The following is a 25,124-nucleotide window of genomic DNA, read 5'->3' as shown; positions in this document are numbered from 1 at the left end:
ATCGGGCGCCTCAGTCCTCCGTGACCTCCGGAGCGCGCATGCGCAGGAACAGGCCCGAATAAGGTCCCAGTTCGAGGGCGAAGCTCTGCAGCTCGTCCACGCGTCCGACGACCTCCCCCGTCGCCGCGTCGACGGCCGTACTCTGCGGCACCAACCACTCCGAGCGCACGGTCCCCTCGATGGTCTCGCCCGAGAAGTTCAGCACCGTGATCTGAAGCGGAGCGTCGTCGACACGACGGTCGCCGCCGTCCAGCCGGTGCACCATCACGAGCATGCTGGGATGCCCGACCTGCGGGATGTCCACCTGGGAGGCGATGGCGATCTCGTTCTCACGACGGATCCGCAGGATGTCCCGCAGTCCGGAGAGGAAGGAGTCGGGGTCGGCCTGCTGGTGTCCGAGCGAGCCGTAGAGGGATCGCGCCCGCGGAATTCCCGAGGCGGAAGTGGCGGCGTCGGGGGCGACGTCGAGGAGATCGTGCGCACCACGTTCGATCCAACGAGTGTCGCCGGAGGCGATGAGGTGGCGTACCTCGTCGGCGGGAAGCGTGAGGGAGCCGGTGAGGTCCCACCCTGACAGCGCGAAGACACCGGGCTGCCAGGAGTTGTACTTCGCCAGAAGCAGGTGCGCGTCCCGGATGGCCGGAACGTCGGCCTCGGTGATCTCGTCCAACGTCGCCTTGCCCTGAGTGGCGGCGATGAGCGACGCCGTCGTGCAGGCGATTCCGTTCTGGGTGAACACCAGGTTGTAGTCCGCGTCGACGGTGAGCGCTTGGGTCAGCTCCGCCCGCACCGTCTCCGCGATCTCCCCTCCGGTCGATTCGCCGTGCCGGAACGCGTACAGCGTGTCGCGGTGCGCCGTGGCCCAGTGCACCAGTTCGTACGTCAACTCGTCATGGTTCTGCATGCCGTGCACGAGTTGGGCGGGCTCCACCCCCGTCTCGAGCGCGGTGTTCAGCGCGAGCCGGAGGAATTCCGTGTTGGCCGTCGCCAGCGCATGGTGGTAACCGGGTCGAGTCACGAAGTCGTACGACAGGTCGGCCCCGACGGCGCTCGTGTCTCGGATGTCCTCCATCGTGAGATTCAGTTCCTGGAACGTGAAACCGCCGACCTTGCGCACCATGCCGGCGATGATGTGGTTCGCCGCGTGCGACAGCGGGTGGCCCTCCGACCAGGCAGGAAGACCCTCGGCGCTCTTCTCCACGCCGAGGAAGCCGTTGGCATCCAGGCGCAAAGCACTCGTCCCGAGGTCGCCCAGCGAGTGCAGCGCATCCCCGATCACGAGACGCATCCCCGCGAACGTCGGGTCGAGCCAGTTGATCGAGGGCTGCCCCTCCTTGAAGTAATGCAGGTAGACCCAGCGGCGCTCGAGTCCGTCGGTGCCGACGACGGGCGCCGTTGCGCTCCAGTTCGTTTCCTTGACGCCGGGGGTGTAGAAGATCACACGCTGGAGTTCGCCGATGATGTACCCCCGCGCACTGAGTTCGCGCTCGGTCTCCGCGTCGAGGTTGACCGAATCGCGTCCGGACGGAACCTCCGGCAGAAGGCCCCAGTCCTCACGTGGGATCTCCACCATGTGGTAGATCCCCGGGTAGTCCTTGTACGCCATCTCCGCGAGCCGGAAATCGGCACCCTTACCGGTGTGACCGGGGACGATGTCGTCGATCACGCTGCCCCCGTGGGCATCCGCGACATCCGCCATCCGCCGGAAGGCGTTCTCGTCGCCGAACTCGGGGTCGATCTGCGTGCTGATGCGGTCGAAGTGACCGTCGACGCTCGGCGTCTCCTGCCATCCGCTGATGCCGCCCGCGCGTTTGACGGGACCCGTGTGGATGCCGTTGATCCCCACCCACTCGAAGGCCTCCCACAGAGCCTCGTCGCCGAGGGCATCGAGGAAGGACTCCCCCGGTCGGGCCATGAGCGAGATCGGGTACGCGGTGAACCAGACGTCGGTGGACTCGATCGCGCGGCGGGCATCGGGTCGTGCGTAGGGGTTGCGCCACATCGACGGCTGTCCCGACAGCTGACGGCTCAGGACGTCGGCGTCCTTGAGCATCGATTGGCGAACGAGCCACTCCACGTAGGACGGATTTCCGCCGTTCGCGTTCCTCGGGTCGGTGAGAAACCGCCGAAGCGTGCCGCCTCGGAACTGATCGCGAGGGCGGAGGCGCCGTGGACGAGCCGGGTAGCGCTGTTCGTCATAGCTGATCTCGGCCACCGGCTCGGTGGTCTCATCCCCCAGCCCCGCGTCGATACCGTCCTCCGGCGTCCGTGTTGTCGTCAGCTCATCGGCGTCGTCCACCCGCGACCTCCTCATGTCGTCGTAACGACGCTAGTCGCCACCGGCGACATCGTGGTGAGGGATTGACCGCGAGCGTTCGGCGGCTCGCTTCACGCGAACCGGCCGGGCCGCAGCACGGACGCCGCCAACGCGGCCGACACGGCGCACATCGCTATCACGACGGCCAGGAACGTTCCCCATCCGAGCGCGGCGAACACGACACCCAGGAGCCACCCGAACACGCTCGATCCTCCGTAGTACCCCAAGTAGTACAACGACGAGGCCTGAGCCCGGGCCTCCGGATCAGCGGCCACAGGAGTCCAACCGGAAGCGACAGCGTGAGCCCCGAAGAACCCGGCGGTGAAGACGACCAGACCCGACATGACGACGATGGTCACCGGCACCGCCAGGAGAGCGGCGCCGCCGGCCATGGCCGTGATCGCCCCCAGCAGGACCGGATAGCGCCCCCGACGAACCGCGAGGGCCCCGGCGCGAGGAGACGAGACGGTTCCCGCCAGGTAGGCGAGAAACAGCAACGTCACGACCCCGGGCGCCAGGGAGAACGGGGGCTCGGTCAGGTGGAACCCCAGGTAGTTGTAGACGGCGACGAACGCTCCCATGAGAAGAAAGCCCTGCGCGTAGAGCGTGAGTTGCACGGGTGAACGAAGGTTCACGAACAAACGGGCAGCGATGGACGGCCCAGACCTCGCTCTGCCCCGCCCCGGGACGAACACGCGCGCCCGAGGAACGAGCCCGAGGAAGATCGCGGACGCGACCGCGCAGAGGGCGATGACGGATGCCACGCCCCATCGCCAGTCCGAGAACTCACCGACGAACCCCGACACGACACGACCACTCAGCCCACCGACGGTCGTTCCGGCGATGTACGACCCCGCCGCGGCCGCGACATACCGCGCGTCGACCTCCTCGCTGAGGTACGCGAGCGCCACAGCGGGAACTGCTCCCAGAGCCGCGCCCTCGAGCAGGCGCAGCAAGAGAAGCGCGGAAATGTCTCCCGAGAAGGGTGCGACGCCGCCGAAGAGCGTTGCCAGGACGATACCCACGCCCATCGCCGGCACCCGGCCGATCCTGTCCGCGACCAAGGACCACGGGAGAACCGCGATCGCGAGCCCCAGGGTCGACGCGGAGACCGTCAAGGCCGCGGTTGCCGGGGCCGCGGAGGTGCCCAGGGCGATCTGCGGCAACAAGGCCTGGGTGGCGTACAGCTGCGCAAAGGTGGCCACCCCGCCGAAGAAGAGTCCGACGAGCAGACGTCGGTACTCGCGACTGCCCGGGACGTGTCCTGAGAAGCCGCTCACGCTGCGACCCTACCTCGACCGTACACGGGCATAGACACAAAAGCGGCGCCGATCACTTCCCGAGCTGGGCAATGATCGACGCCGCGATGACGAAGATGTCCGTATATGCGAAATGGCCACCCAGCGTTGGGTGGCCATTTCGTCTTAGAAGAAGTCCGGCGGTGTCCTACTCTCCCACAGGGTCCCCCCTGCAGTACCATCGGCGCTGAGAGGCTTAGCTTCCGGGTTCGGAATGTAACCGGGCGTTTCCCTCTCGCTATGGCCGCCGAAACACTATTGATGTTTCAAAAACCAACAACGAATGTCATTGTTGTGTTCCCGACCGTACATCGAGAACCACTCAGTGGACGCAAGCACCAAAAACGGTGTGTTATCAAGTCATCGGCTTATTAGTACCGGTCAGCTTCACGTATTACTACGCTTCCACATCCGGCCTATCAACCCAGTAGTCTGGCTGGGAGCCTCTCACCATAAATGGTATGGAAGTCTCATCTTGAGGCCGGCTTCCCGCTTAGATGCTTTCAGCGGTTATCCATCCCGAACGTAGCTAATCAGCGGTGCTCCTGGCGGAACAACTGACACACCAGAGGTTCGTCCAACCCGGTCCTCTCGTACTAGGGTCAGATCCTCTCAAACTTCCTACGCGCGCAGCGGATAGGGACCGAACTGTCTCACGACGTTCTAAACCCAGCTCGCGTACCGCTTTAATGGGCGAACAGCCCAACCCTTGGGACCTACTCCAGCCCCAGGATGCGACGAGCCGACATCGAGGTGCCAAACCATGCCGTCGATATGGACTCTTGGGCAAGATCAGCCTGTTATCCCCGAGGTACCTTTTATCCGTTGAGCGACAGCGCTTCCACAAGCCACTGCCGGATCACTAGTCCCGACTTTCGTCCCTGCTCGACCTGTCAGTCTCACAGTCAAGCTCCCTTGTGCACTTACACTCGCCACCTGATTGCCAACCAGGTTGAGGGAACCTTTGGGCGCCTCCGTTACATTTTGGGAGGCAACCGCCCCAGTTAAACTACCCACCAGGCACTGTCCCTGAACCGGATCACGGTCCTAAGTTAGATATCCAGAGTGACCAGAGTGGTATTTCAACAATGACTCCACGAACACTGGCGTGTCCGCTTCACAGTCTCCCACCTATCCTACACAAGCCACACCGAACACCAATACCAAGCTGTAGTAAAGGTCACGGGGTCTTTCCGTCCTGCTGCGCGTAACGAGCATCTTTACTCGTAATGCAATTTCGCCGAGTTCGCGGTTGAGACAGTTGGGAAGTCGTTACGCCATTCGTGCAGGTCGGAACTTACCCGACAAGGAATTTCGCTACCTTAGGATGGTTATAGTTACCACCGCCGTTTACTGGGGCTTAAATTCTCAGCTTCGCCTTGCGGCTAACCGGTCCTCTTAACCTTCCAGCACCGGGCAGGCGTCAGTCCGTATACATCGTCTTGCGACTTGGCACGGACCTGTGTTTTTAGTAAACAGTCGCTACCCACTAGTCTCTGCGGCCACCACACCCTTTCGGAGCAAGTCCTAATAAGTGGATGGCCCCCCTTCTCCCGAAGTTACGGGGGCATTTTGCCGAGTTCCTTAACCACGATTCTCTCGATCTCCTTGGTATTCTCTACCTGACCACCTGAGTCGGTTTGGGGTACGGGCGGCTAGAACCTCGCGTCGATGCTTTTCTCGGCAGCATAGGATCACCCACTTTTTATCCGCATCGTGTCTCAGCCTGTATGAGTGACGGATTTGCCTATCACTCGGCCTACGCACTTGCACCAGGACTACCATCGCCTGGCTTGGGCTACCTTCCTGCGTCACACCTGTTAATACGCTAGCCGCACCAGCATGGGGTCGAGCGTTCACACAGACAACCATCACCCCGAAGGGATCCGGAAAATTCTGAGCTAGGACTCTTAGCACCACTGGATTAGCTTGGGCGGTTCTTCGCCGGTACGGGAATATCAACCCGTTGTCCATCGACTACGCCTGTCGGCCTCGCCTTAGGTCCCGACTTACCCAGGGAAGATTAGCTTGACCCTGGAACCCTTGGTCTTTCGGAGGACGTGTTTCTCACACGTCTTTCGCTACTCATGCCTGCATTCTCACTCGTGTCGCGTCCACGGCTGGGTCACCCCGCCGCTTCACTCGCGACACGACGCTCTCCTACCCATCAACACGGCTGGACCACGAAGGCCTACCAAAAATGTCAATGCCACAACTTCGGTGGCGTGCTTGAGCCCCGTTACATTGTCGGCGCGGAATCACTTGACCAGTGAGCTATTACGCACTCTTTCAAGGGTGGCTGCTTCTAAGCCAACCTCCTGGTTGTCTAAGCAACTCCACATCCTTTCCCACTTAGCACGCGCTTAGGGACCTTAGATGGTGGTCTGGGTTGTTTCCCTCTCGACTATGAAGCTTATCCCCCACAGTCTCACTGCTGCGCTCTCACTTACCGGCATTCGGAGTTTGGCTGACGTCAGTAACCTTGTAGGGCCCATCGGCCATCCAGTAGCTCTACCTCCGGCAAGAAACACGCAACGCTGCACCTAAATGCATTTCGGAGAGAACCAGCTATCACGAAGTTTGATTGGCCTTTCACCCCTATCCACAGCTCATCCCCTCAGTTTTCAACCTAAGTGGGTTCGGTCCTCCACGACGTCTTACCGTCGCTTCAACCTGGCCATGGATAGATCACTTCGCTTCGGGTCTAGGACACGCGACTGAATCGCCCTATTCAGACTCGCTTTCGCTACGGCTACCCCACACGGGTTAACCTCGCCACGTATCGCTAACTCGCAGGCTCATTCTTCAAAAGGCACGCTGTCACCCCTACTAAGGAGGCTCCAACGGTTTGTAAGCAAACGGTTTCAGGTACTATTTCACTCCCCTCCCGGGGTACTTTTCACCTTTCCCTCACGGTACTTGTCCGCTATCGGTCATCTGGGAGTATTTAGGCTTATCAGGTGGTCCTGACAGATTCACACGGGATTTCTCGGGCCCCGTGCTACTTGGGATACTCTTCACGCCAAGAACAGGCATTTCGACTACGGGGTTCGCACCCTCTATGACCGGCCATTCAAAACCGTTCGTCTATACCCTCTTGTCACGTCGACTGCTCGGCAGAACAATCAGAAAAGTCCCACAACCCCCAACATGCAACACCTGCCGGCTATCACACACGCTAGGTTTAGCCTCTTCCGGTTTCGCTCGCCACTACTCACGGAATCGCTTTTGCTTTCTCTTCCTGTGGGTACTGAGATGTTTCACTTCCCCACGTTCCCTCTACCCGCCCTATATATTCAGGCGGGAGTCACCAGGTACGCACGCGCCCTGGCGGGGTTTCCCCATTCGGACACCCTCGGATCAAAACTCGCTTATCAGTTCCCCGAGGCTTATCGCAGATTGCTACGTCCTTCTTCGGCTCCAGATGCCAAGGCATCCACCGTTTGCTCTTAAAGACTTGAAATCACATGAGTTGAATCGTCAAAAAATTGACTAATGATCTTTAAGATCATCTACACCACACAACCCCAAAAGGTTGCATGGAAGATGCTCGCGTCCACTGTGTAGTTCTCAAAGTACGGGCGGTACCCTCCCCGACATGCCACAACCGTGACACCAGGAAAAGGCCCTAGAGGAACAGCCACCAACCACAAGCCCAAAGACCCGCAATCAGCGCCCGGCCCCTCAGGACCCAACAGCGTGCATGTACCCACCCCCACAACCCGAACCGTTCCCACAGCAAGCTGCGTACTAGACCCGAACCATCGGCATGAGCACCCCATCAAATGTTCCACCCATGAGCTAACCGGCAGACACATTCGGTCTGATCCGGCGCCTGGACACCACCAGGAAAAACCCGACGATGCCAGATGCTCCTTAGAAAGGAGGTGATCCAGCCGCACCTTCCGGTACGGCTACCTTGTTACGACTTAGTCCTAATTACCGATCCCACCTTCGACGGCTCCCTCCACAAGGGTTGGGCCACCGGCTTCAGGTGTTACCGACTTTCATGACTTGACGGGCGGTGTGTACAAGACCCGGGAACGTATTCACCGCAGCGTTGCTGATCTGCGATTACTAGCGACTCCGACTTCATGAGGTCGAGTTGCAGACCTCAATCCGAACTGGGACCGGCTTTTTGGGATTCGCTCCACCTCACGGTATTGCAGCCCTTTGTACCGGCCATTGTAGCATGCGTGAAGCCCAAGACATAAGGGGCATGATGATTTGACGTCATCCCCACCTTCCTCCGAGTTGACCCCGGCAGTATCCCATGAGTTCCCACCATTACGTGCTGGCAACATAGAACGAGGGTTGCGCTCGTTGCGGGACTTAACCCAACATCTCACGACACGAGCTGACGACAACCATGCACCACCTGTTCACCAGTGTCCAAAGAGTCCCGTATTTCTACGGTGTTCTGGTGTATGTCAAGCCTTGGTAAGGTTCTTCGCGTTGCATCGAATTAATCCGCATGCTCCGCCGCTTGTGCGGGTCCCCGTCAATTCCTTTGAGTTTTAGCCTTGCGGCCGTACTCCCCAGGCGGGGAACTTAATGCGTTAGCTGCGTCACGGAAACCGTGGAATGGTCCCCACAACTAGTTCCCAACGTTTACGGGGTGGACTACCAGGGTATCTAAGCCTGTTTGCTCCCCACCCTTTCGCTCCTCAGCGTCAGTTACGGCCCAGAGATCTGCCTTCGCCATCGGTGTTCCTCCTGATATCTGCGCATTCCACCGCTACACCAGGAATTCCAATCTCCCCTACCGCACTCTAGTCTGCCCGTACCCACTGCAGGCCCGAGGTTGAGCCTCGGGATTTCACAGCAGACGCGACAAACCGCCTACGAGCTCTTTACGCCCAATAATTCCGGATAACGCTTGCGCCCTACGTATTACCGCGGCTGCTGGCACGTAGTTAGCCGGCGCTTTTTCTGCAGGTACCGTCACTCTCGCTTCTTCCCTGCTAAAAGAGGTTTACAACCCGAAGGCCGTCATCCCTCACGCGGCGTTGCTGCATCAGGCTTCCGCCCATTGTGCAATATTCCCCACTGCTGCCTCCCGTAGGAGTCTGGGCCGTGTCTCAGTCCCAGTGTGGCCGGTCACCCTCTCAGGCCGGCTACCCGTCGACGCCTTGGTGAGCCATTACCTCACCAACAAGCTGATAGGCCGCGAGCCCATCCCAGACCGAAAAATCTTTCCAACCCCCACCATGCGATGAGAGCTCATATCCAGTATTAGACACCGTTTCCAGCGCTTATCCCAGAGTCCAGGGCAGGTTGCTCACGTGTTACTCACCCGTTCGCCACTGATCCACCAAGCAAGCTTGGCTTCACCGTTCGACTTGCATGTGTTAAGCACGCCGCCAGCGTTCATCCTGAGCCAGGATCAAACTCTCCGTAAAAGAAAAATGCCCACCCAACCGGAATAAGGTCGGGACAGACGAGTTCAATCTGACCAAACAGGAAGTCAAAACTGACTATCCAGATGCCAACCCCAAAGGGTTGGACTTTGATCCAAAGGAATTACTCGCAATCCGCCGAAACGGACCAACGAGGAATAAATTGGCATTTGACAAGTGCACGCTGTTGAGTTCTCAAGGAACGGACGCACCCACAGAACCAGCCCAAAAGACCGTAACCATGAGGCAACTCACTACCTTATTCGACCTCCGCCCTGCCTCACACAGTGGGACCCATCAAGGGATCAGCGTCGTGGAAGCCGGTCGAAGACCAGAACCAAAACTCTACACCATGCGGAGCAGGTCTTGGGTCTTGTTCGCCGCTTGAGAGGACGCGGGGCCTTTCGGCCGCTCCGCTCTCCCCTGTGGGGCGAACAAGTAATAAGTTACGCGGATCCCGCCCACTCGTCCAATCCACACCACGCCCCGGGCGTGTCGCACCCCCGAAACCGCGGAAAAACGCGGAATCGGCACGTTTGGCCCGCAGCGGGCGGTCTGCGGTCAGGGAGGGTCAGATCAGTGAGGGGATCGACGGCACCGAGGCGGCGGCATCCACCGATCCCCCGGTGAACTCGATGCCGCCGAAGAAGATCGCACCGATCACCAGGACGTACACGAACGCGATCGCGAGGAAGAGCACGGCGGAGCCGGCGAGGGCGAGGAGCAAAGGAAGTCGAGAAGCCATGGGTCCATTGTCGCGAACCGTCTCAGCCGAAGCCGGGGCTTGCGTCGGAACGACCGAAGGCCGATACCTCCGAGGAGGTACCGGCCTTCAGTGAGGGCGAGAGGATCAGCGACCGCTGAGCTTCTCCCGCAGAGCCGCGAGGGACTCGTCGTCGGCGAGGGTGCCCTGGACGGGCGACTCCGACGAGAACGAACCACCGAAGGAACCAGCGTCCGTCGGGTTGGCCGCCTCGGCCTCGAGGGCCTTGGCGACAGCGGCCTTGTGAGCCTCCCAGCGACCCTGGGCAGCGGCGTACTCCTGCTCCCACTGCTCGCGCTGAGTGTCGAAGCCCTCGAGCCATGCACCGGACTCGGGGTCGAAGCCCTCGGGGTACTTGTACTCGCCACGCTCGTCGTACTCGGTGACCATGCCATACAGGGCCGGGTCGAACTCGGTGCCGTTGGGGTCGACCGACTCGTTGGCCTGCTTCAGCGACAGCGAGATGCGACGACGCTCGAGGTCGATGTCGATGATCTTGACGAAGACCTCTTCGCCGACCGATACGACCTGCTCGGCGAGCTCGACGTGCTTGCCCGAGAGCTCCGAGATGTGCACGAGGCCCTCGATGCCGTCGGCAACGCGAACGAACGCACCGAAGGGAACGAGCTTGGTGACCTTGCCCGGAGCGATCTGGCCGATCGCGTGGGTACGGGCGAACACCTGCCACGGGTCTTCCTGCGTCGCCTTGAGCGACAGGGAGACACGCTCGCGGTCGAGGTCGACCTCGAGGATCTCGACGGTGACCTCCTGGCCCACCTCGACGACCTCGGAGGCGTGCTCGATGTGCTTCCAGGAGAGCTCGGAGACGTGCACGAGACCGTCGACGCCACCCAGGTCGACGAACGCACCGAAGTTGACGATCGACGAGACCGTGCCCTTGCGGACCTGGCCCTTGTGGAGGTTGTTGAGGAACGTGGTGCGCGACTCGGACTGCGTCTGCTCGAGCAGGGCACGGCGCGAGAGCACGACGTTGTTGCGGTTCTTGTCGAGCTCGAGGATCTTCGCCTCGATCTCCTGACCGAGGTACGGCGTCAGGTCACGGACGCGGCGCAGCTCGATGAGCGACGCCGGCAGGAAGCCGCGGAGGCCGATATCGACGATGAGGCCACCCTTGACGACCTCGATCACGGAGCCGGTGACGACACCGTCGTTCTCCTTGATCTTCTCGACGTCGCCCCATGCACGCTCGTACTGGGCGCGCTTCTTGGACAGGATGAGACGGCCTTCCTTGTCCTCCTTCTGGAGAACGAGGGCCTCGACGTGATCGCCGACGTTGACGACCTCATTGGGGTCGACGTCGTGCTTGATCGAAAGCTCGCGCGAGGGGATGACACCCTCGGTCTTGTAACCGACGTCGAGGAGCACCTCGTCGCGGTCGATCTTCACCACGGTGCCCTCGATGAGGTCGCCGTCGTTGAAGAACTTCAGGGTCTTCTCGACCGCGGCCAGGAAGTCTTCAGCAGAGCCGATGTCGTTGATCGCGACCTGCTTGATGGCCGGGGCGGTCGTTGCGGTAGTCATGTAGTGGGTTGTCCTAGTTGGATTGGTGTCGGGCTTCGACTCTTACGACGCGACCCGGGTGGATCGCGTCGGCCGACGCGTTCGCCGCCCGGAGGCGAGCGGATGCGACGAGCCGAAGCGAAGCGGAGTGTTTTCGTGCGATGCCACAGGGCCCAGGGCCCAGGCGTGCGGAACGAGCCACACAAGTGACGCTCAAGGCTATCAGAATCCAGCCCCGAGAAGTCGGGCCGAGCTGCCCGCCTCCGACACTCAGTCCCCTGCGCGCAGACCGAGCGCGGGCAAGACGATGGAGTCGATGATCGAGAGCAGGAACGCCCGCGTGACCGGCTTGCGCTCGATGAGCATGCGCTGGGCGACCATGGCGGAGCCGACAGAGGCGACGAGGTCGGCGTCGACGGCATCCGACACCTCTCCCCGCGCGATCGCGCGCTGGATCAGGAGACGATTGGCCTCGCGGCGCGGGGCCACCAGCGCCTGTTCGGCGACATCGGCGAGTTCGGGCGACCGCGACAGCATCGAGACGATGCCCGCCATCACCTGCATCTTGCGCTGGGCGTCGGCGATCGAAGGCTCCTTGATCATCGCGACGAGGTCTCCGCGCAGCGTGCCGGTGTCGGGCAGGGCGGAGAGGTCGTAGGCGCCCCGCTTCATGCACGCGACCGCGTCGATCACGAGCTCGGACTTCGATGGCCAGCGTCGGTAGAGCGTCGCCTTGCCGGCGCGCGCCCGGGTCGCGACCTCATCGATCGTCATTCGCTCGAAACCCGTCTCGGCGAGCACATCGAGCGCCGCTTCGAGGATCTCCGGGTCTCGGCTGAGGTCGCGTTTGCGACCGAGCCGGGGAGCCTCGGTGGCGGTCTGTTCCGGGGCCGTCGTCATCGAGCGTCCTTCCGTTCGGATGCCTTGAGCCTACGTCATTACGAGACACAGTGTTTCAGGAACATTTCATTTCCGAAACTCTGACGTTCCGTATATGTTGTGCGCATGACCTCCACCTCCGCCGCGCCGACCGCTGGGTCGGCTTCCGCGACTCCGTCCCGCCGACGTTGGCTGACACTCGCCATCGTCGGCATCGCCCAGCTGATGGTCGTCCTCGATGCGACCGTCGTGAACATCGCCCTTCCGTCCGCCCAGGCCGACCTCGGCTTCTCCGACGGCGACCGCCAGTGGGTCGTCACGGCCTACTCCCTCGCCTTCGGCTCGCTCCTGCTCCTCGGCGGCCGGCTCTCCGACCTCTTCGGGCGCAAGCGCACCTTCATCGTCGGCCTCATCGGATTCGCCGCAGCCTCCGCGCTCGGCGGGGCCGCGCCCGACTTCGGCGTGCTCGTCGCGGCCCGCGCCTTGCAGGGCGTCTTCGGCGCGCTGCTCGCGCCGACCGCACTCGCCGTTCTGACGACGACCTTCACCATCCCGAAGGAGCGTGCCCGTGCGTTCGGCGTCTTCGGCGCGATCGCCGGCGCCGGTGGCGCCGTCGGGCTGCTTCTCGGCGGCTTCCTCACCGAGGCCCTCGACTGGCGCTGGAACCTCTACATCAACGTGGCGTTCGCGATCGTCGCGATCATCGGCACCCTCGTCTTCGTCGGCCGCGTCGAGAGCGACGGCCCGCGGCCGCGCCTCGACCTCCCCGGCACCGTCCTGGTGTCGGCCGGTCTGTTCGGCGTCGTCTACGGATTCGCCAACGCGGAGACCGAGGGATGGGACTCGCCGCTGAGCTGGGTACCGCTCGCGGCGGCCGCGGTCCTTCTGACCGGGTTCGTGCTGTGGCAGCGCCGGGCGTCCCACCCGCTCCTCCCCCTCGTCATCCTGGTCGATCGCAACCGGTCGGCCGCGTACCTGTCGATCCTCATCGCGGGCGCGAGCATGTTCGGCATCTTCCTGTTCGTCACCTACTTCCTGCAGGCGACACTGAAGTTCAGTCCCATTCAGACCGGGCTGGCATTCCTCCCGATGGTGGCGATGCTCGTCGTCGCCGCGCAGCTGTCGACGAATCTCCTCTTCCCCCGCCTCGGCGCAAAGGTCATGGTTCCCATCGGCATGCTCCTCGGCGCGATCGGCATGCTCCTTCTCACGCGTTTGACCGTGGACAGCGTCTACGTGAGCGACGTCCTGCCCGGCTTGGTGCTCCTCGGCCTCGCGATGGGCTCGATCATGCCCGCCTCCATGCAGACGGCGACGCTGGGCGTGGACCGCCACTTCGCCGGCGTGGCATCCGCCATGGTCAACACGAGCCAGCAGGTCGGCGGATCCATCGGCACAGCCCTGCTCAACACGATCGCCGCCACCGCGACGACGACCTACCTGACCGACCACCTGGCGGACGGACCCGCTGCCCTCGGCCCCGCCGCCGTCGCCGGGTACACGACCGCGTTCACCTGGGGCGCGGCCTTCTTCGCGGGTGGGGCGGTGCTCGCCGCGGTCCTGTTCCGTCGTCGTTCCCGCGCGACGCTGGCCGCTTCGGAATCCGACGGCGTGCCCGCAGAACCCGTCGTCGTCGGCTGAGAGAGCGGGGTCGGGGCGCGGGAGAACCGCCCCGACCCCCCTGCCGTAAGAGCCGCAGATCAGCCATTTTCCGACCCCCGGAAAGCGCAGTCCACCCAGGTTCCGTCCAGACTGCCGTGCCAGGCTCCCCGTTTCGTGCCCGCTCTTCGCGGGTCGGACGTGCGAAACCCGCGCCGTCCCCGTGACACGAAACCGGTTTTATGCGCTCTGATGCAACGCCCTCATCCAACCGCCGCGACCGTCGCCTGGCCTCCCGCCGAGCACGTCGCAGACCCGCTCTGACCGCCGGCGTCCTCGCCGTCGGAGTGATCGCGACCGCCGCCCTTACGGGCACCGCGCCGCTGGCATCCGCCGCCTCGTCGACCGATCTCGCGTCGGCATCGTTCCGCCTCGCGTCCTACAGCACGCCCACGGCGAATGCCGCCCCCGAAGCCATCGCCGCTCGCGCGGCCGTCGCCGCCGCCGGCACCACCGCGCAGGCCGCCACCGGCGTACAGAACGACATCGCGGCATCCGGGCTCGACATCGGCCAGCCCGCCACGATCGACACGGCCGCGCTCAGCGCCGCGACCCAGCGACTGACCGAGGCCGAGTCGCTTCCCGCGACGTTCCTGCCCGAGTTCACCGACCAGGTGACCACGGCCGCCTCCGCCGTCGACCAGCGCGTCGCGCAGCTGCGTGGCAGCCTCGACGCCGCTGTGGCGAAGAAGCAGGCCGAGGAAGCCGCGGAGAAGGCGCGCGAGGAGGCCGAAGCCGCCGCCAAGGCGAAGGCCGAGGAAGAGGCCGCCGCGGCACGGGCGACCTCGTCGTCGTCCAGTGGTTCGTCGTCATCCTCGTCTGCCTCGGCGCCGATCGCGGCTCCCTCGACCGGTGGAGGCTCCGGCGACAACAGCCCGGGCGGCGCGCAGGCGACCGCCCGCGGCATGCTGGCCGGCTACGGCTGGGGCGACGACCAGTTCTCCTGCCTCGTTTCGCTGTGGAACCGCGAATCGGGGTGGAACGTCCACGCGTACAACGCCGGTAGCGGCGCCTACGGCATCCCGCAGGCTCTGCCCGGCAGCAAGATGGGGTCCGCCGGCGCCGACTGGCAGTCGAACGCCGCGACGCAGATCTCGTGGGGTCTCGGGTACATCTCGGGTCGCTACGGCAGCCCGTGCGGCGCTTGGGGTCACTCGCAGTCGTCCGGATGGTACTGATCCGCGACGAACCCTGAAGCGCCGCACCGGAGAGATCCGGTGCGGCGCTTCCGTCTTTCGCGGCGGCGAGCCGCGGCGGGCGGCGCCCAGGACCGCTCCTCCCCAACGAGTGGGCCGTGGAAAAGGCCTGGTGGGTGCCGCGACGGCATGGCTAGGGTGGCCGGATGACTCCCCCCGGAACCGGTATGCCCCTTCGCGATTACCGCATCCACCGATACGTGAACGCCTTCTGCCCGCTGTGTCACGAAGAGGATCCGGAGCGTCCGCTGGACCAGGTGCAGCGCTTGTCGGGGTGGCTCGCCGACCGCGACGGAACCGTCTGGCTGGAACGCGGGTGCGCCACTCACGGGCTCGTGCGGACGCTGTACGACGAGTCGGCGGAGATCCTGACCTATCTCGAGCAGTGGACGGCACCGACCAAGGTGCACACGCCGGACGCTATCGGCAACTTCGCGCCCGTGCCGGCGGCGTACGAGAACGGCCTTCCGGCGATGCAGACGCAGCACACGTGCATCCTGCTCGAAGACCTCGCGGACCATTGCAACCTTCGCTGTCCGACATGCTTCGCCGAGTCCGGTCCTGCTGCGTCGGCCGTCGCCCCGTTGGCGGAGGTGCTCGCGTCGGTAGACGCCCGACTCGAGAGAGAGCGCGACCGGATCGACGTCCTCATGCTCTCCGGCGGCGAGCCGACGCTCTATCCGTGGTTGGAGCAGCTGCTCGAGCACCTGGTCGCCCGGCCGGTGGTTCGCATCCTGATCAACTCGAACGGGCTGCGTATTGCTCAGGATGACGCGTTCGTCGACGTGTTGAAGAAGCACCGGCAACGGGTCGAGATCTACCTGCAGTACGACGGCGAATCAGCGGAGTCGTCGAGCTACCACCGCGGTGCGGACATCCGCCGATTCAAGGAGCGCGCCCTGGAGCGGCTCTCGGCTGCGGGGGTCTTCACGACTCTCACGATGACCGCGACGCTCGGCGTCAACGACGACGAGATCGGAGCCGTCATCCGGCGCGCGCAGAACACCCCGTACGTGGGCGGCGTCACCATCCAGCCGGTCTTCGGGTCCGGGCGAGGGTCGGGCATCGATCCGAACGAACGGTTGACCCACACGGGCGTCCTCGCCCGCCTCGGACCGCAGACCGACGACGACATCACCTGGCGCGATCTGACCGCTCTGCCCTGCAGTCATCCGCACTGCTGCTCCGTGGGGTACTTCCTTAAGGACGACTCCGGCGAGTGGAAGTCGCTCGTGGGACTCATCGGCCACGATCGGCTGAAGGAGTTCCTCGACCTCTCCCCCGACCTCGTTGCGAACCGCATCGCCGATTCGAACGTGAACAAGGCGATCCGAGAAGTGGTGAAGACATCGCTCCTCGACCTGCTCAGCGAGCAGTCCTCGCTGTCGCACCCGTCGATGGCATCCATCTGGGGCGATATCTGTCGAAACTGCGACCTGGGCATCGGAACGCTCGCGACGCTGGCCGCCTCCAAGCTCCCCGGCCAGCACGCGCGCCTGCGCGCCATGCTGGGCGAGCGGGTGCTGCGCGTCACCGTCAAACCGTTCATGGACATGAACACGATGATCGAAGAGCGGTTGACCCAGTGCTGTGTGCACGTGGGGACGGTCAATGCGACGACCGATGCCCACCAGTGCGCGCCCTTCTGTGCCGTACAGGCGTGGGCCCCGCTGTCGCGCACGCGCCTCTCGACGGCGACGGGTCGGCGATCCCTGCCGGTGGCGGTGCGATGAGCGCCCGGGAGTTCGCACACCTCAATCAACGGGACCCGTCGGTGGCGGATCCGCCGGGCGACTTCGATCCGCTGCGGCTGTGCGTGTTCACGACGATCGCGGTGCTCGCCGCGCTGTTCGGCCCCCTCGCGGTCGCCTTCTTCGCGGGCGTGGCCATCGGCGGCTATCGCGCCGCCCGCCGCGGGGGTCTCCTCCGCTCACGCTGCAAGCTCGGCGACACCCGCGTGGTGCTGGCGTACCTCTGGGTCGTCGAGGTTCTCGCGGTGATCTGCATCCCGCTGTGGGTGCTGATGTGGATCCGGGTCTGGAGCTGACCGTGTTCCCCACGCTCACCGATCTCGCCCCGTGGCTGCCGCCGTGGGACACCCATTCCACGCTGGTCACGATCGCGCTCGCCGGCGCGGGAATCGTCTTCCTGATCGAGAAGCGTCGGCGTAAGGCCGACGATCCCCGGGTCGTGTACCTGGTGCTCGGTGCCCTGGTCGGTGCCGCGGTGTTCTCGCGCCTGGGCACGTGGGCACAGCATCTCGATCCGAGCCAGAACCTGAGTCTGCTCGACCAGCTCGCGCGTGGAAACGCATCGATGCTGTCGGCGTTGGTAGGCGCGTGGGCCGGTGTCCACGTCGCGAAGCGCATCGTGCGCTACCCGCACCGCAGCGGCGATCTCTTCGCTCCCGCCGTTGCCCTCGCGCTCGCGATCGGCCGGATCGGATGCTTCCTGACCGAGAAGCCCGGGACGCCGACAGGGGGAGATTGGGGCATCGTCCTCGACCCCGCCGCGGCCGCACGGGTCGGCGCGCCCGCGGGCGTCGCGCTGCATCCGAGCTTCGTCTACGAGATCGCCTTCCACGTGGCGGCGTTCTGCCTGCTGTGGTTCTGGCTGCGGCACCGACCGATCGCCGCGGGCGAGACGCTCACGCTCTTCATCGCCGCGTACGCGGTGTTCCGGTTCGGTGTCGAGTTCGTCCGCGGCAACGACGTGGCGTGGGCGGGACTCACGCGCCCGCAGCTCTTCCTGGCCGTGTCGATCCCCCTGCTCCTCGCACGCCTCGCTTGGATGGCGCGGCGCGGCGACTTCACCTCCGGCTCCCCTCGCACAGAAAGGCACGTGGATGCCTCAGCCACCTGACGCTCCTGACGACGACGCCGAGGTGCCGCCGGACGGCGGGGCGCAACCCGACGGACCTGGAGCACCGGAGGGGCACGGGGCGGGGAGCGGGGCCGAGGCGGCGGCCGGGACCGCAGCTGCGGGCGGGACCGAGGCTGCGGCCGGGACCGCGCACCCGGTCGAGCCCGCGGATCCGGCCGGATTCGTTCCACCGGACGAGACCGAGATCCGCATCCCCGCGCCGCCCCGGGACACGGCACCGCCGGAAGCGACCGCGTCTGCGCCGGGGGCGGGTATCTCCGCACCGCCACCGCCGGGTTCTCGCGGTCCGGGAGTCGGCGCCGGCGTCGGCCTCGGGTGCCTGGCACACGTCATCGGCTTCCCGGTGATGCTCGGGTCACTGCTGAGTGCGATGGGCATCTGGGGTGCTCTTTGGCCGTTCTACCTCATCGCGATCGCGGCCATCGTGGGGATGTTCTTCGACGCCACCCGCAGAGTGTCGACGGGCGTGTTGATCGTCAGTGCGGCGTCGTGGCTCGTGCTTCTCGGACCGTGCGTCGCCCTGGTGGGCGGGGGCTGACCGTCAGCGCCCGCTGCGGCGAGCGACCACCCCGGCGAGAAGTGCGTGAGCGAGAGGCCCGACCGAGAGCACCATCAGCACGGTGCCGAAGGCCGCCTGCTCCGCCTGCAGCAGGACGCCGCCGATCAGCAACCCCGTGAACAGCACGGCAGACACGACGCGACGGACCATGCGCTCGAGGTCACGCAGTCGGCGCTCGACGCGAGGCACCTGCGCCGAGACACCGCCCTCCTCCACGCGCGAGATGAGCGCGTCGAGACGCCGCGGAAGGCGAGCCGCCACACCCGCCACCGAGGCGGCTTCGCGCGCCAGCGCCTGGACAGTGTTGCCGCCCTCCTCGCGGATGAGGCGCTGCGCATAGGGTTCGACGGCGTCCCAGATGTTGAAGGCGGGGTCCAGCGCACTGCACATGCCGCTGGTGAGCGACATCGCCCGCACGATCAGGAGGAAGTTCTCGGGCAGCTGGAACGGCAGCGCCCGGACCACGTCGCCGAACTCGACCGCGAAGGCTCGGAACTCCCGGGGGTCCACCTCCTGCAGTTCGGCGAATCCCATCCCGCCGAAGCGCGAGAACAATTGCGTCATCGCGCGCTCGAGCTGCACGGTGTCGGCCGAAGGCAGCAGCACCCCGATGTCGCGGATGCCATCGACGAGCCCCTTGCCGTCACGGGAGGCGGCCGCGATCAGCACACGTCGGAGCCCGCGCCGCAGGTTCGGCGGAACCTCGCCCATCATTCCGAAGTCGATGAAGGTAAACCGCCACTCCGGGGAGTCGGCATCCATCGCCGCGGGCATCGGAGTCACGAACACGTTGCCCGGGTGCGGATCGGCGTGGAAGAACCCGTCGTCGAACAGCTGGTCGAACATGACCGCGGCGAAACGTGCGGCGACCTCGGACGGATCGATCCCCGCCGCGCGGAGGGCGTCGACGTCGTTGATCTTGATGGCCGTGACGTCTTGCAAGGTGAGCACGCGCCGCGTGGTGCGCTCCCACACGACCTCAGGCACGGCGACTCCGCCTTCGCCGCCGAAGTCCTCGGCGAAGCGCTCAGAGTTCGCGGCCTCATGGAGGTAGTCGATCTCTTCGAGGCTCGTCGCGGCGAACTCCTCGACGAGCGCCGGCATATCGACACGGTCGCGAACGAGGGCGACCCGGCTCAACCAGACACCGACCTTGCGCAGGGCGCGCAGGTCGACGTCGACGATCCTGTCGATTCCGGGGCGCTGGATCTTGAGAACCACGTCGCGCAGACCCGTGTCGGCGGCGAGATCGTCGGTCAAGACCGCACGGTGCGCTTGCCCGAGCGACGCGGCCGCGAGCGGGCGCTCGTCGACCGACGCGAACGCGCGCTCCAGTGGCATCCCGAGCTCTTCTTCCGCGCGCGCCCGCATCTGCGCGAACGGGACCGAGGGGACCTCGTCCTGAAGGCCCTCGAGCTCTTTCGTGATGACCGGCGGCAGGACGTCGAGGCGCGACGACATGAACTGCCCCACCTTGATCATCAGACCGCCGAGATCGATGGCCAGAGCGTGAAAGCGTCGAGCGATGAGCTGAAGTCGCCGGGTCCGGCCGCGAGCGGAGATGCGCTCAAGGCCGAACCGCGGCAGGAACAGCTCGTACCACCAGGCTTGGACCAGGTAGCGCGCGGCGAACCGCGTGATGCGCCGATAGCGGGCGCGCAGGAGGGCGTCGTCAGTCATCGGATCTCCGGGATGCCGATGACCCGGCGATTGCCGTCGGGCTCGGGCACCCTCAGCTCTGGGCGAGGATGGAGTAGAGCTTACGGCGGGCGTCGTCGAGGACCTCGACAGCCGCCGCGACCTGCTCCTTGTTGCCCGTACGCGCCACTTGAGCCGCCGCCTGCGCGAGCTCGACACCGGCCTTGGGGAGAGCGGTCATACGTCCGCTGTCGCGCGTGGTGGCCGACTCCCAGGGCGCGGAGCGCTCGGTGGTCTCCTCGCCTGCGGCAGCGCGTCCTTCCTCGGTGAGTGAGTAGGTCTTGCGACCGCCCGACTCCTCGGCCTGAACGAGGCCCTCGTCGGTGAGCAGCTGCAGGGTCGGGTAGACCGAACCGGGGCTCGGCTTCCACGAGCCGCCGCTACGCTCCTCGATCTCGCGGATGATCTGGTAGCCGTGCATCGGCTGCTCGAGCAGGAGCGAAAGCACGGCGGAACGCACGTCGCCTTTGTTCATGCGCGTCGCGCCGGACGTCTTCTGCTCGAACTGCGCGCGCAGCTGCTCGACCGCGTCCATGATGTTCGACATCGGCCAGCCCTGGCCGGCGGCACCTCCGCGGGCGCCGAATGCATCTCCTAGGAACGAACCACTCATGATGACCTCCCGAAATGCGGACCCCGAACGGGTCCAGCGATATACAACGATATATCGCTGATGAGGATTCAGGCTGAGAGTTTCCGCTCAGTACCAGTTGGTCGCCTGCGAGTGGCCCCACGCGCTGCACGGCGTGCCGTAGCCGCGGGAGATGTAATCGAGCCCCCAGGCGATCTGGGTTGCGGCGTTGGTCTGCCAGTCGTCGCCGAACGTCGCCATCTTGCTCCCCGGGAGCGACTGCGGGATCCCGGTCGCGCCACTGGGGTTATAGGCCTGGTAGTCCCAGCCGGACTCCTTGGTCCACAGCGACTCCAGGCACGAGAACTGATCGGAACCCCACCCGTACTTCTCCGCCGCGAGGGTGGCCGCGAACTCCTTGGCACCCGCCGGCGTGTTGACGCGCGCCAGCGCCTCGGCGGCCTCTTTCTGGCGCTGCGCCTCGGCAGCCGCAGCCGCCTCTGCTTGCCTCTTCGCTTCGGCCGCCGCGTCGGCTGCGGCCTTGGCGGCCACGGCGTCGTTCAGACTGCCGCGGAGCACGGCGACCCGCTCGGAAACGCGCTCGGCCTCGCTGGCCGCGTTCTGACTGAGCGCGGGGACGAGCACGACCGGCAGCAGGTCGGAGGACGACAGCCGGTCGACAGCCGTCTGCAACGCGGACGTGTCGACCGATGTGTCGCCCACCGAGAGCGGGAGGCCCGCCGTGGCGATGTCGGACTCCACGGTTGCGGAGTCGGAGAGGGTCGTCTGCGCGCGCGTGAGCGCGGCATCGGCGTCGCCGACGACCGCCTCGAGAGTCGGGGACGTGGTGACCGCCTGCACCGAGCGGAACGCGGGCGCGGCGAAGGTGGATGCCGCAGCATCCGGCAGTGAGATCGGAGACGCCGCGGCTACTCCCGTCGTGACGACGATGCCCAGGGCGACACCGGCGCACGTGGCGGCGGTGGCAAGGGTGCGGCGGGCGCGGCGGACATGGGCGAGCTTGAGGTCGGAACGCAGCAAAACGGAGGGAATCTTTCGTCATCAGCGCGTTTCGTCGGGTACGAACGCGGGAACCGTGCCGTCGGGTCGACACGAGTCCCCGAGTGTGGGTGGCGCTTCTGAGCGTTATCTCTCCGTTACCTGAAAGGGTCGTGAGTGCGGCGGCCACGATGGGGCGGTCGTCGCGGGGCGGCACGGCTGGCGATAACGACCGCGGCGCGCGAAACGCACCCTCCGTCGCATAGGTGCCTGACCAGGGGTTTATCTACCGCCAGCAGCCAACGCCCCTTCGGCGACATCCGTCTCGGACGGACCCCTCGCGGGGACGAACGTCGAACGGGTCGATCCGGCGAGAAAAATCTCGCGAATCGACCCGTTCGCAGCGTTTACGGGACCTGGTCCCGACTCAAGGCGCCGAAACCGTCAGGATCGGTGCGCCCGGTAGTAGTTCAGAAGCGCTGCCGTCGAGGCATCCTGGGCCGCGAGAGCGTCGTTGTCGCCCTCGATCGCGGGCGCGATCTGCAGCGCGAGCTGCTTGCCCAACTCAACGCCCCACTGATCGAAGGAGTTGATGCCCCATACCGTGCCCTGGGTGAAGGTGATGTGCTCGTACACCGCGATGAGCTGGCCGAGCACGGCGGGCGTCAGAGCCGGGGCGAAGATCGACGTGGTCGGCCGGTTGCCGGGGAAGGTGCGGGCGGCCACGAGTGCGCCGGTGGTTCCCTCCCCCTCGACCTCCTCGGCCGTCTTCCCGAACGCCAGCGCCTTGGTCTGGGCGAGGAAGTTCGCCAGAAACAGTCCGTGCACGTCACGGCCGTCATCGGCGAGGGGATAGGCCGGGTTCACGAAGGCGATGAAGTCGGCGGGGATGAGCCGCGTGCCCTGGTGGATTAGCTGGTAGAAGGCGTGCTGGCCGTTCGTGCCCGGCTCGCCCCAGAAGATCTCGCCCGTGTCGGTCGTGACCGGCGAGCCGTCCCAGCGGACGGACTTGCCGTTGGACTCCATCGTGAGCTGTTGCAGGTAGGCGGCGAAGCGGCTGAGCTGCTGCGCGTACGGCAGAACCGCGTGCGACTGGGCACCGAGGAAGTTGGTGTACCAGACGTTGAGGAGGCCCATGAGGACCGGGACGTTCTGCTCGACGGGCGTCGTCGCGACGTGCACGTCGACGGTGTGGAAGCCGCTCAGCAGGTCGCGGAACGCCGCCGGCCCGAAGGCGATCATGAGGGAGAGCCCGATCGCGGAGTCGACAGAGTACCGACCGCCGACCCAGTCCCAGAAGCCGAACGCGTTCGCCGGGTCGATGCCGAACGCCTCCACCTTGTCGAGCGCGGTGGACACCGCGACGAAGTGGTGCGCGACAGCGTCGACACGAGCCGCGTCGGAGTCGTCGATCGCGCCCGTACCCGCGAGACCCGCCCAGAGCCAATCGCGCGCGAGGCGCGCGTTGGTGAGCGTCTCGAGCGTCGTGAAGGTCTTCGACGCGACGATGAACAGCGTCGTCTCCGGGTCGAGGTCGGCCGTCTTCTCGGCGATGTCGGTCGGGTCGATGTTGCTCACGAAACGGGCCTGGATGCCGGCATCCGCCAGCGGCTTGAGAGCCTCGTAGACCATCACCGGGCCGAGGTCGGACCCCCCGATGCCGATGTTGACGACGTGCGTGACCTTCTTGCCGGTCACACCCTGCCACTCGCCGCTGCGCACACGCTCGGCGAACTCCGCCATCGCGGAAAGCACGGCCTGGACGTCGTGGTCGACGTCCTGCCCGTCGACGTGGAGCGGAGGCGTGGCACCCGCCGGGCGCCGTAGTGCGGTGTGCAGGACCGCACGATCCTCGGAGGTGTTGAGGTGGACGCCGCTCAGCATCTCGGCGAATCGTTCGCGCACGCCCGTCTCGTCGGCGAGCGCGACGAGCGCTTCGAGGATCTCGGACGTGACGAGGTTCTTGGAGAGGTCGACGTGCAGATCACCCACGGTGCGCGTGAGGCTATCGACGCGGCCGGGATCGGCGGCGAACCATCCGCGCAGATCGGGGTCGAAGCTCTCGCGCAAGGCCGTAAGGCGAGTCCAGGCGGAGGTGGTGGTGGGATCAACGGGCGCAGTCACGAACACCACGCTAGCGACCCGCGGGCACCCGGGAGCGCGGGATGACGAACGGAAGGGAAAACGCTAGGGAATGGTCGCCCGGGGAGGAGCCGTCCCCGGGGTCGCGCCGACTGGAGGCAGCGCGATCTCGCGCGTCCCATCCCACGGTTCCGTCCATCCGAGGCGGTCGAACATGCCGCTCAGCAGCATCGCCGTGAAGCCCCACACCACGTGGGCGCCGGCCGCGTGCGGGACGACGAATGCCGGCCCCCGCCATTCGCGGCCGTCCCGGCGCATCGTGGTGACCCCACGGCGCGCCGGGTCGAGGAGGTCGGCGACAGGAGCCCGGAACACCGCCGCCGATTCGGCGGCATCCACCGCTCGTACCGGCGTCGGCCGCTCCCACCACGCGATGACGGGGGTCACGACGTGGCGCGAATAGGCCAGCGGTACGCGCGGAAGGGTCCCGATGACGTCGACCCCCGCGGGATCGAGTCCGGTCTCCTCCCGCGCCTCGCGGAGCGCGGCGGCGACGGGGCCGTCATCGCCGGGATCCACGCGCCCGCCGGGGAAGGCGACCTGCCCGGGATGCGCGCGCAGGGTGTCGGCGCGGGAGAGGAGGAGAACGTCGAGGTCGGACGGGACCGCGCGCGAGGTGTGGGAGCTCGGAATGGCATCCAGGGTTCCGAAAAGGATGAGCACCGCCGCGTCTCGCGCGTCGCCCTCGACCGGGAGCGCGCGCAGATCCGCGAACATCTCGCCCGCCGCGGCGTCGACGAGAACCTGGAGGTCGTCGCGAGGGGAAGGCATGGATCGAGGGTAGTCCGGGGCGACCGCAGACGGTCAGCCTGCCCGAGACGGAAGCCCGCGTGTGAGGATGATCGCGGGAGGTGCCCGATGACCGAAAGACTCCACGCCGTGACCCTCGTCGTCGACATGCCCATCACCAAGATCGACGCACTCGATGTCATCGCGTTCGCGGCCGACGGCGGGGTCGACGATGCCCGCACCTCGCATCCGCGCGTCTGGCTCGCCCCGCACGCGTGGGCGGAAGTGGAGATCCCGAAGTTCGCCGACCCGCCGCCGTTCGCCATCGACGTGTACTCCGACGTCTCGAGAGAGGTCGCCTTGGCGCAGGCGCGGCGACTCCACGCCGCCCTGGAGCGTCTCGGGTGGACCGTCGAGCCGCCGCGCGCGGGCGTGCGGTGACGGACCCGCGATGAGCGTCCACCCAGACGACCCCGAGGATTCGGCATCCTGGGTCATCCCGGAGGAAACG

At 65.5% G+C, this 25,124-nt stretch carries 17 protein-coding genes and 3 rRNA genes; 7 read left to right on the top strand and 13 right to left on the bottom strand.

Features of this window, described 5'->3' with window-relative positions; translation table 11 throughout:
* Positions 1 to 10: 10 nt before the first annotated feature.
* From treS to AC3WLZ_RS06670, 8 genes are all read right to left on the bottom strand, one after another.
* Positions 11 to 2,314 (bottom strand): maltose alpha-D-glucosyltransferase, encoded by a 2,304-nt coding sequence (treS, locus tag AC3WLZ_RS06705; protein WP_492469526.1) that lies wholly within the window; start codon positions 2,312 to 2,314, stop codon positions 11 to 13.
* Between the two features lie 74 nt (positions 2,315 to 2,388).
* The gene (locus AC3WLZ_RS06700; RefSeq protein ID WP_492469525.1) at positions 2,389 to 3,597 is read right to left on the bottom strand and encodes an MFS transporter; all 1,209 of its coding nucleotides are present in this window, start codon (positions 3,595 to 3,597) and stop codon (positions 2,389 to 2,391) included.
* Between the two features lie 153 nt (positions 3,598 to 3,750).
* Positions 3,751 to 3,867, bottom strand: a 5S ribosomal RNA gene (gene rrf / locus AC3WLZ_RS06695).
* 99 nt (positions 3,868 to 3,966) lie between these two features.
* Positions 3,967 to 7,078 (bottom strand): 23S ribosomal RNA (locus AC3WLZ_RS06690).
* A 417-nt stretch (positions 7,079 to 7,495) separates the two neighbouring features.
* Positions 7,496 to 9,017, bottom strand: a 16S ribosomal RNA gene (locus tag AC3WLZ_RS06685).
* The 16S, 23S and 5S rRNA genes sit together here, the layout of an rRNA operon.
* A 568-nt stretch (positions 9,018 to 9,585) precedes the next feature.
* The gene (locus AC3WLZ_RS06680; protein ID WP_412924313.1) at positions 9,586 to 9,759 is read right to left on the bottom strand and encodes a hypothetical protein; all 174 of its coding nucleotides are present in this window, start codon (positions 9,757 to 9,759) and stop codon (positions 9,586 to 9,588) included.
* 105 nt (positions 9,760 to 9,864) lie between these two features.
* Positions 9,865 to 11,319 carry a 30S ribosomal protein S1 gene (gene rpsA / locus AC3WLZ_RS06675; RefSeq protein WP_412924312.1) on the bottom strand — a complete coding sequence of 485 codons (1,455 nt, stop codon included), beginning with the start codon at positions 11,317 to 11,319 and terminating at the stop codon, positions 9,865 to 9,867.
* Between the two features lie 249 nt (positions 11,320 to 11,568).
* A complete protein-coding gene (locus AC3WLZ_RS06670) occupies positions 11,569 to 12,198 on the bottom strand; it encodes a TetR/AcrR family transcriptional regulator (RefSeq protein ID WP_492469524.1) in 630 nt (209 codons plus the stop codon).
* 105 nt (positions 12,199 to 12,303) lie between these two features.
* On the opposite strand from AC3WLZ_RS06670, the gene AC3WLZ_RS06665 reads away from it, so the two are divergent.
* From AC3WLZ_RS06665 to AC3WLZ_RS06640, 6 genes are all read left to right on the top strand, one after another.
* Positions 12,304 to 13,818: an MFS transporter gene (locus AC3WLZ_RS06665; protein ID WP_492469523.1), complete on the top strand. Its 1,515-nt coding sequence runs from the start codon at positions 12,304 to 12,306 to the stop codon at positions 13,816 to 13,818.
* A gap of 200 nt (positions 13,819 to 14,018) precedes the next feature.
* A complete protein-coding gene (locus AC3WLZ_RS06660; protein ID WP_492469522.1) occupies positions 14,019 to 15,014 on the top strand; it encodes an aggregation-promoting factor C-terminal-like domain-containing protein in 996 nt (331 codons plus the stop codon).
* A gap of 164 nt (positions 15,015 to 15,178) precedes the next feature.
* Positions 15,179 to 16,765: a radical SAM protein gene (locus AC3WLZ_RS06655; RefSeq protein ID WP_492469521.1), complete on the top strand. Its 1,587-nt coding sequence runs from the start codon at positions 15,179 to 15,181 to the stop codon at positions 16,763 to 16,765.
* Positions 16,766 to 16,806: 41 nt separating this feature from the next.
* The gene (locus AC3WLZ_RS06650; RefSeq protein WP_492469520.1) at positions 16,807 to 17,079 is read left to right on the top strand and encodes a hypothetical protein; all 273 of its coding nucleotides are present in this window, start codon (positions 16,807 to 16,809) and stop codon (positions 17,077 to 17,079) included.
* Positions 17,058 to 17,894, top strand: a complete 837-nt coding sequence (locus AC3WLZ_RS06645) for a prolipoprotein diacylglyceryl transferase (RefSeq protein ID WP_492469519.1) — start codon at positions 17,058 to 17,060, stop codon at positions 17,892 to 17,894. The genes AC3WLZ_RS06650 and AC3WLZ_RS06645 overlap by 22 nt, the downstream gene beginning before the upstream one ends.
* The gene (locus AC3WLZ_RS06640; RefSeq protein ID WP_492469518.1) at positions 17,878 to 18,453 is read left to right on the top strand and encodes a hypothetical protein; all 576 of its coding nucleotides are present in this window, start codon (positions 17,878 to 17,880) and stop codon (positions 18,451 to 18,453) included. Before AC3WLZ_RS06645 ends, AC3WLZ_RS06640 begins: the two co-directional genes overlap by 17 nt.
* Before the next feature lie 3 nt (positions 18,454 to 18,456).
* On the opposite strand, the gene AC3WLZ_RS06635 is transcribed toward AC3WLZ_RS06640, so the two are convergent.
* From AC3WLZ_RS06635 to AC3WLZ_RS06615, 5 genes are all read right to left on the bottom strand, one after another.
* Positions 18,457 to 20,154 carry an ABC1 kinase family protein gene (locus AC3WLZ_RS06635; protein ID WP_492469517.1) on the bottom strand — a complete coding sequence of 566 codons (1,698 nt, stop codon included), beginning with the start codon at positions 20,152 to 20,154 and terminating at the stop codon, positions 18,457 to 18,459.
* 52 nt (positions 20,155 to 20,206) lie between these two features.
* On the bottom strand, positions 20,207 to 20,785 hold the full coding sequence (locus AC3WLZ_RS06630; RefSeq protein ID WP_412924303.1) for a PadR family transcriptional regulator: 579 nt from the start codon (positions 20,783 to 20,785) through the stop codon (positions 20,207 to 20,209).
* An 87-nt stretch (positions 20,786 to 20,872) separates the two neighbouring features.
* Complete coding sequence (locus AC3WLZ_RS06625; RefSeq protein WP_492469516.1) at positions 20,873 to 21,784, bottom strand: aggregation-promoting factor C-terminal-like domain-containing protein; 912 nt, start codon at positions 21,782 to 21,784, stop codon at positions 20,873 to 20,875.
* 402 nt (positions 21,785 to 22,186) lie between these two features.
* Entirely contained in the window at positions 22,187 to 23,866 is a 1,680-nt protein-coding gene (gene pgi, locus AC3WLZ_RS06620) for a glucose-6-phosphate isomerase (protein WP_492469515.1), read from the bottom strand.
* A 63-nt stretch (positions 23,867 to 23,929) separates the two neighbouring features.
* A complete protein-coding gene (locus tag AC3WLZ_RS06615; protein WP_492470950.1) occupies positions 23,930 to 24,601 on the bottom strand; it encodes an NUDIX hydrolase in 672 nt (223 codons plus the stop codon).
* Positions 24,602 to 24,742: 141 nt separating this feature from the next.
* Here AC3WLZ_RS06615 and AC3WLZ_RS06610 point away from each other — a divergent pair, with 141 nt between their 5' ends.
* Positions 24,743 to 25,054, top strand: coding sequence for a hypothetical protein (locus AC3WLZ_RS06610; RefSeq protein ID WP_492469514.1), 312 nt, complete (start codon positions 24,743 to 24,745; stop codon positions 25,052 to 25,054).
* Positions 25,055 to 25,124: the final 70 nt, after the last annotated feature.

This window comes from Microbacterium sp. FW305-3-2-15-F-LB2, from assembly GCF_058787255.1.
This window is presented reverse-complemented; position numbering and strand designations above follow the sequence as displayed.